Annotated in this window: 4 protein-coding genes and 1 pseudogene; 2 read left to right on the top strand and 3 right to left on the bottom strand. The window is 70.7% G+C overall.

The genetic code is table 11. The features are described 5' to 3' along the window. Window positions 1–323 precede the first annotated feature (323 nt). Window positions 324–1835, top strand: coding sequence for an LCP family protein (locus NH339_RS17150; RefSeq protein ID WP_253027219.1), 1512 nt, complete (start codon window positions 324–326; stop codon window positions 1833–1835). Between the two features lie 77 nt (window positions 1836–1912). Continuing rightward, complete coding sequence (locus NH339_RS17145) at window positions 1913–3415, top strand: LCP family protein (protein ID WP_253027218.1); 1503 nt, start codon at window positions 1913–1915, stop codon at window positions 3413–3415. A 12-nt stretch (window positions 3416–3427) separates the two neighbouring features. Here NH339_RS17145 and NH339_RS17140 read toward each other — a convergent pair whose 3' ends face one another. The 3 genes and pseudogenes from NH339_RS17140 to NH339_RS17130 form a co-directional block, all read right to left on the bottom strand. Continuing rightward, window positions 3428–4222: an ABC transporter ATP-binding protein gene (locus tag NH339_RS17140; RefSeq protein WP_253027217.1), complete on the bottom strand. Its 795-nt coding sequence runs from the start codon at window positions 4220–4222 to the stop codon at window positions 3428–3430. Beyond that, the gene (locus tag NH339_RS17135) at window positions 4206–5078 is read right to left on the bottom strand and encodes an ABC transporter permease (protein WP_067855448.1); all 873 of its coding nucleotides are present in this window, start codon (window positions 5076–5078) and stop codon (window positions 4206–4208) included. The genes NH339_RS17140 and NH339_RS17135 overlap by 17 nt, the downstream gene beginning before the upstream one ends. Before the next feature lie 77 nt (window positions 5079–5155). After that, a pseudogene (locus NH339_RS17130) lies at window positions 5156–5335 on the bottom strand (hypothetical protein); the annotation flags it as partial.

Here is a 5335-nt window from a genome sequence, read left to right as displayed (position 1 = left end):
GCAGGTTCGGCGGCGGCAGGTCGTCGCCCCGGCGTCGCGCCGCCGCGGGCTGCTGCCGTGTGGGTGCCGGCTCCCCGCGTCCGCCGTCGGAGCCGTAGAGCCAGTCGTAACGGTCCTCCGGACGCTCCTGTGCCATGGCACAGAACCTAGCCGAGCGGGGACCACGCACGACGTGTTCACCCCGATCCTCAGCCGAAAAGCAGGGACGGTGCGGGAAACGTGGATCGCTCGGCGCGCCCTCGACTCGAGGTCGAGACTTTGTGTGACCATCGTCGGGACCTGCTCGCCCTGCTCTTCCCCCTGGCAGCGACCCCGAGGACGACATGCACGACGACCGCCCGACCTCATCCCGTACCTCGACGACCCGGACCGCGTCCGAGCGCATCCAGCTGCGCCGGGCGCTGACGCTCACGCTGATGACGCTCGTCGTGCCTGGCTCGGCCCAGGTGGCGGCCGGGAACAAGCGGCTCGGTCGGGTGGCGCTGCGCGTGTGGATCGCCTGCCTCGTCGCCGGCGCGGTGCTCCTCTTCCTCGCGCTCTTCGCGCGCACCAGCCTCATGGGGCTCATGACCGACGCCCGCCTGCTGACCCTGCTGCGCTTCCTGTTGCTCGCCGGCGCCGTGTTCTGGGCGGTGCTCATCGTCGACGCCTGGCGGCTCGGCCAGCCGCTGCGGCTCGCGCGTCGGCACCGCCCTTGGGTCGCGGGCTTCAACGGTGCGCTGTGCCTGGTCACCGCCGGGGCGCTCGTGTTCGCGGCGCACCTCGTCAGCGTGAGCACCGGCGTGATCGACACCGTCTTCGCCGCCACCACCACGTCGAAGCCGGCCGACGGTCGTTACAACGTGCTGCTCATGGGCTCGGACTCCGGCGCCGACCGCACCGGCATGCGTCCGGACTCGCTCAACGTGGCCAGCATCGACGCCAAGACCGGCCGGACCGTGATCATCGGGCTGCCCCGCAACCTCGAGGACGTCCCGTTCCCGTCGGACTCCTTCATGAAGAAGGAGTTCCCGAAGACCTTCGACTGCGAGGGGTGCTACCTCAACGCTGTCAACACCTGGGCCGAGGACCACGCGCAGGAGCTCGGCGTGAAGAAGGTCGGCGAGCGCACGCCCGGCATCCAGGCGACGATCGACGCCGTCGAGGAGATCACCGGGCTGCGGCTCAACTACTACGCCCTGGTCAACATGGCCGGCTTCGCGAAGCTCGTCGACGCCGTCGGCGGGGTCACGGTCGACGTGCAGGAGCGCACGCCGATGTTCGGCCACGACGACGCCTGGAAGCAGCAGTACGTGGAGGCCGGGCGCCGCAAGCTCAACGGCGAGCAGGCGCTCTGGTACGCCCGCAGCCGCGTGCTGAACAACGACTTCTCCCGCATGGGACGCCAGAAGTGCGTCATGACCGCGATGCTGCGCGAGCTCAGCCCGCGCAAGGTGCTCATGAACGTGGAGAAGATCGCCGACTCGAGCAAGACGCTGCTCGACACCGACATCCCGGCGCGTGACCTCAACGTGTTCATGGAGCTCGCGCTGAAGGCGAAGTCGCAGCCGGTCTCCTCGGTCTCGCTCGTGCCGCCGGTGATCTACACGGGCAACCCCGACTACGACAAGGTCCGCACGCTCATCAGCCGGGCCATCGCCACCTCCGAGGGACACGGCGGACGTCCGGCGACCGACGGCATCCTCGCCGCGTCGCTCACGACCTTGACGCCGCAGGCTCCTGCCGGAAGCTCCACCGCGACCTCGACCGGCACCTCGACCGGCACCGGGACCGGCGCGCCGGCCAAGGACCCGACGCGGGCGAACCAGACCGACGACGTCGACGCGACCTGCTGAGCCGACGTGGTCATCGGTACGTCTTGGACCCGTGGGGGATCATGGGTCTTCGCCAGGACCCCCAGCCGCGAGGAAACATGACCCGTCGTCGAGCGAAGGTGCTCAGCCCGAGCACCGACGAGCTTCCCCCCAGGGCCCGGTTCCGTCGAGCACTGCGCCTGTGCCTGCTGTCCGCGGTCGCGCCCGGCTCCGCCCAGCTCGCCGTCGGCAACCGGTGGGTCGGGCGGGTCGCGCTCGGGCTCTACGCGCTCGGGCTCGTCGCCCTGGGGTGGCTCGCGCTGTCCTACCGCGACGACCGGGCGGGCCTGATCGGCCTGGTCACCGACCCCGACGTCCTCCAGGTGTTCCGCTTCGGCGTCGCCGCGGCGGCGGTCGCGTGGACGGCACTCTTCGTCGACGCCTGGCGCCTGGCGCGACCGCTGCAGCTGACCCGGGCGCGCGCGGCGGTCGTGATCGTGGTCAACACGGCCCTCGTGGCCGGGGTGCTCGGCGTCGCGCTCTACGCGTCGCAGGTCAGCAACGCCGGCCGGCAGGCCGTGCAGGAGGTCTTCACCGCCACGACGACGAGCCCGCCGCTGCAGGGCCGCTACAACATCCTGCTCATCGGCTCGGACTCCGGGAAGGGCCGCACGGGCATCCGACCGGACTCGATGACGGTCGTCAGCATCGACGCCTCGACCGGCAGCACGGTCCTCGTGTCGCTGCCGCGCAACCTCGAGGACGTGCCGTTCCGTGAGGGCTCGCCGATGCGCGAGCTGTTCCCGTACGGCTACAACTGCGGCTCGGAGTGCCTGCTCAACGCGGTGCACACCGAGGCCGAGAACCGCACCGACCTCTACCCAGGGGCCAAGGACCCGGGCCTGGAGGCGACGATCGACGCGGTCGAGGGCGTGACCGACCTGCCGATCAACTACTACGTGATGATCAACCTGCGCGGCTTCAGCTCCCTCGTCGACGCCGTCGGCGGGGTCGAGATCGACGTCCGGACGCGGCTGGCGATGTTCGGCCACGACGACCTCGACCAGCAGCGCTACATCGAGCCGGGCCTGCAGCGCCTCGACGGCAACGAGGCGCTCTGGTACGCGCGCAGCCGGGTCCAGTCCGACGACTTCACGCGCATGGGTCGCCAGAAGTGCCTCATGAGCGCCATGCTCGACCAGCTCAGCCCGCAGAAGGTGCTGCTGAACGCCACCGACCTCGCGAGGTCGAGCGCGCAGCTCATCTCCACGAACATGCCGTCGGAGGAGCTGGGCGAGTTCGCCGACCTCGCGCTCAAGGCGCGGTCGACGAAGATCCGCACCGTCTCGCTCGTGCCGCCGCTGATCTCGGTCGTCGACCCCGACTACACCCAGATCCACCGGCTGATCAAGGACGCCATCCGGGCCAGCGAGCGCGCGGGCGGAGCCTCGCCCAGCCCCAGTTCCAGCCCCAGCGCCGGAGCCTCGACGTCGACGCCGGGCGCGAGCCCGACGACGCCCACGCCCACGACGCCGTCGGTCCCGACGCCGAGCCCGACCGCCACGCCCGACGAGAGTGGCGCGCAGGCGAACAACGTCGAGGACCTCGCAGCAGCCTGCTGAGCGGGTCGGGGACTACGAGCTCGAGCGCGACCGCTCGTAGGCGTCGACGACCTCGTCCGTGGGGCCGTCCATGACCAGCACGCCGCGATCGATCCACAGCACCCGGTTGCAGGTGTCGCGGATCGAGCGCATGGAGTGGCTGACGAGGAACACGGTGCCCGCGTCGTCACGGATCGCGCGGATGCGGGCCTCGCTGCGCTCGCGGAAGGCCTGGTCCCCGACGGCCAGCGCCTCGTCGACGATGAGGATCTCGTGGTCGCGGGCCGTGGCGATGGCGAACTTCAGCCGTGCGGTCATGCCCGAGGAGTAGGTCCGCATCGGCAGGTCGATGAAGTCGCGGATGCCGGAGAAGTCGACGATCTCCTCGTACCTCGCCTCGATCTCGGCGCGGCTGAGCCCGAGGGCGAGCCCGCCGAGGATGACGTTGCGCTCGCCCGACAGGTCCTTGATGAGCGCGGCGCCGACGCCCAGCATGCTGGGTCGCGACGCCGCGTGGATGCTGCCCTGCGACGTCGGCGTCAGGCCGGTGATGGCGCGCATGAGCGTCGACTTGCCCGAGCCGTTCGAGCCGATGACGCCGATGCTGTCGTTCTCGTAGGCGGTGAACGACACACCCTTCAGTGCGTGGACGGTCCGGGTGCCCCCGGTGCGCTGCAGCAGGCGGCGTCCGGTCTCCGCGGGCCCGGCGCGCTTGCCGGTGGAGAGCACCTTGTACTCCACGTGCACGTCGTCGACGACGACGACCGGGCGACGCGTCCCGGCGGCCTCCGGCTGGTCGTCGAGAGGGGAGTCAGTCGGTCCGGCCATACCGCTCCTCCGCCGCCCAGAAGAAGATCGTGCCGAGGACGAGCACCGCCACGGACCACGCCGCGGCGTAGCCCCAGAAGTGCCACGGCATCGCGTAGTCGGGGCCGTCCAGCAGCACCGCCCGACCCAGCGAGAGGAACTCGTGGATCGGCTGCGCGTCGGCCACGGTCCGGAACGTCGTCCCGGGGTCGAAGCGCTGGTCGATGCTGTAGAAGATGCCCGAGGTGTAGAAGAACATCCGCGAGATGAACGGCAGCAGGTTGGTCAGGTCGCGGAAGTGCACGGTGAGACGCGCCGTGATCAGCGCCAGGCCGGTGTTGAAGACCGTGAACAGCGCGACCAGGGGGACGAGCAGCAGCCACTCCAGGTCGGGGAGGTTGCCGTAGCCGATGGCGAAGGCCGCCATGACACCGACCATCGGCACGAACTGCAGGAACCGCTCGGCCACCAGGGCCAGGGGCAGCGCCATGCGCGGGAAGGCCAGGCTCTGCACGAGCGCCGCGTTGGTCGTGATCGACTTCGCCCCGGTCGAGAAGGAGGTCGAGAAGTACTCGAACATCAGGACGCCGATGACGAGGAACGCGACGAAGTCCTCGACACCGCGGCTGGTCTGGAGCACGAACCCGAACACGAGCCCGTAGACGCCGGCGTTGAGCAGCGGTCGCAGGACCACCCACGCCATGCCGAGCCGGTTCCGCCCGTTGTCGGCCTCGATCCGGAACCGCGCCAGCGCCTGGATGAACTCACGGTGGCGCAGGACGTCGGCGAGGTAGGCGCCGAGGGGCGGGCGTCCGCCGACCTTGGTGAGCCCGGGGACGGCGGAGGGCGGGCTGGTGTTCACGCGCTGTCGGCTCATCCGGGCGGAGGGCCTTCCTGTGGTCTGGCAGCGGGGAGGGGACCTGCGAGCGGCCGTCGAAAGTGTAGAGGATCCGCTCAGGCGACGATCTCGGCGCGCTCCTGCTCCGCCACGCGGGCCAGCACGTCGTCGTCGGCTCCGGCGACGACCACGACCGAGCCCCCGCCGCGCAGGGCCGAGACGAGCCGTCGCACGTCGCGGTCGAGCGACCCCGGCCGCACCGCCAGGCGCCGCGAGTCGGGCGGGCAGGCGGCGAG

Source organism: Aeromicrobium sp. CnD17-E, from assembly GCF_024124745.1.
In the GTDB taxonomy this organism is placed as follows: Bacteria; Actinomycetota; Actinomycetes; order Propionibacteriales; family Nocardioidaceae; genus Aeromicrobium.
This window is presented reverse-complemented; position numbering and strand designations above follow the sequence as displayed.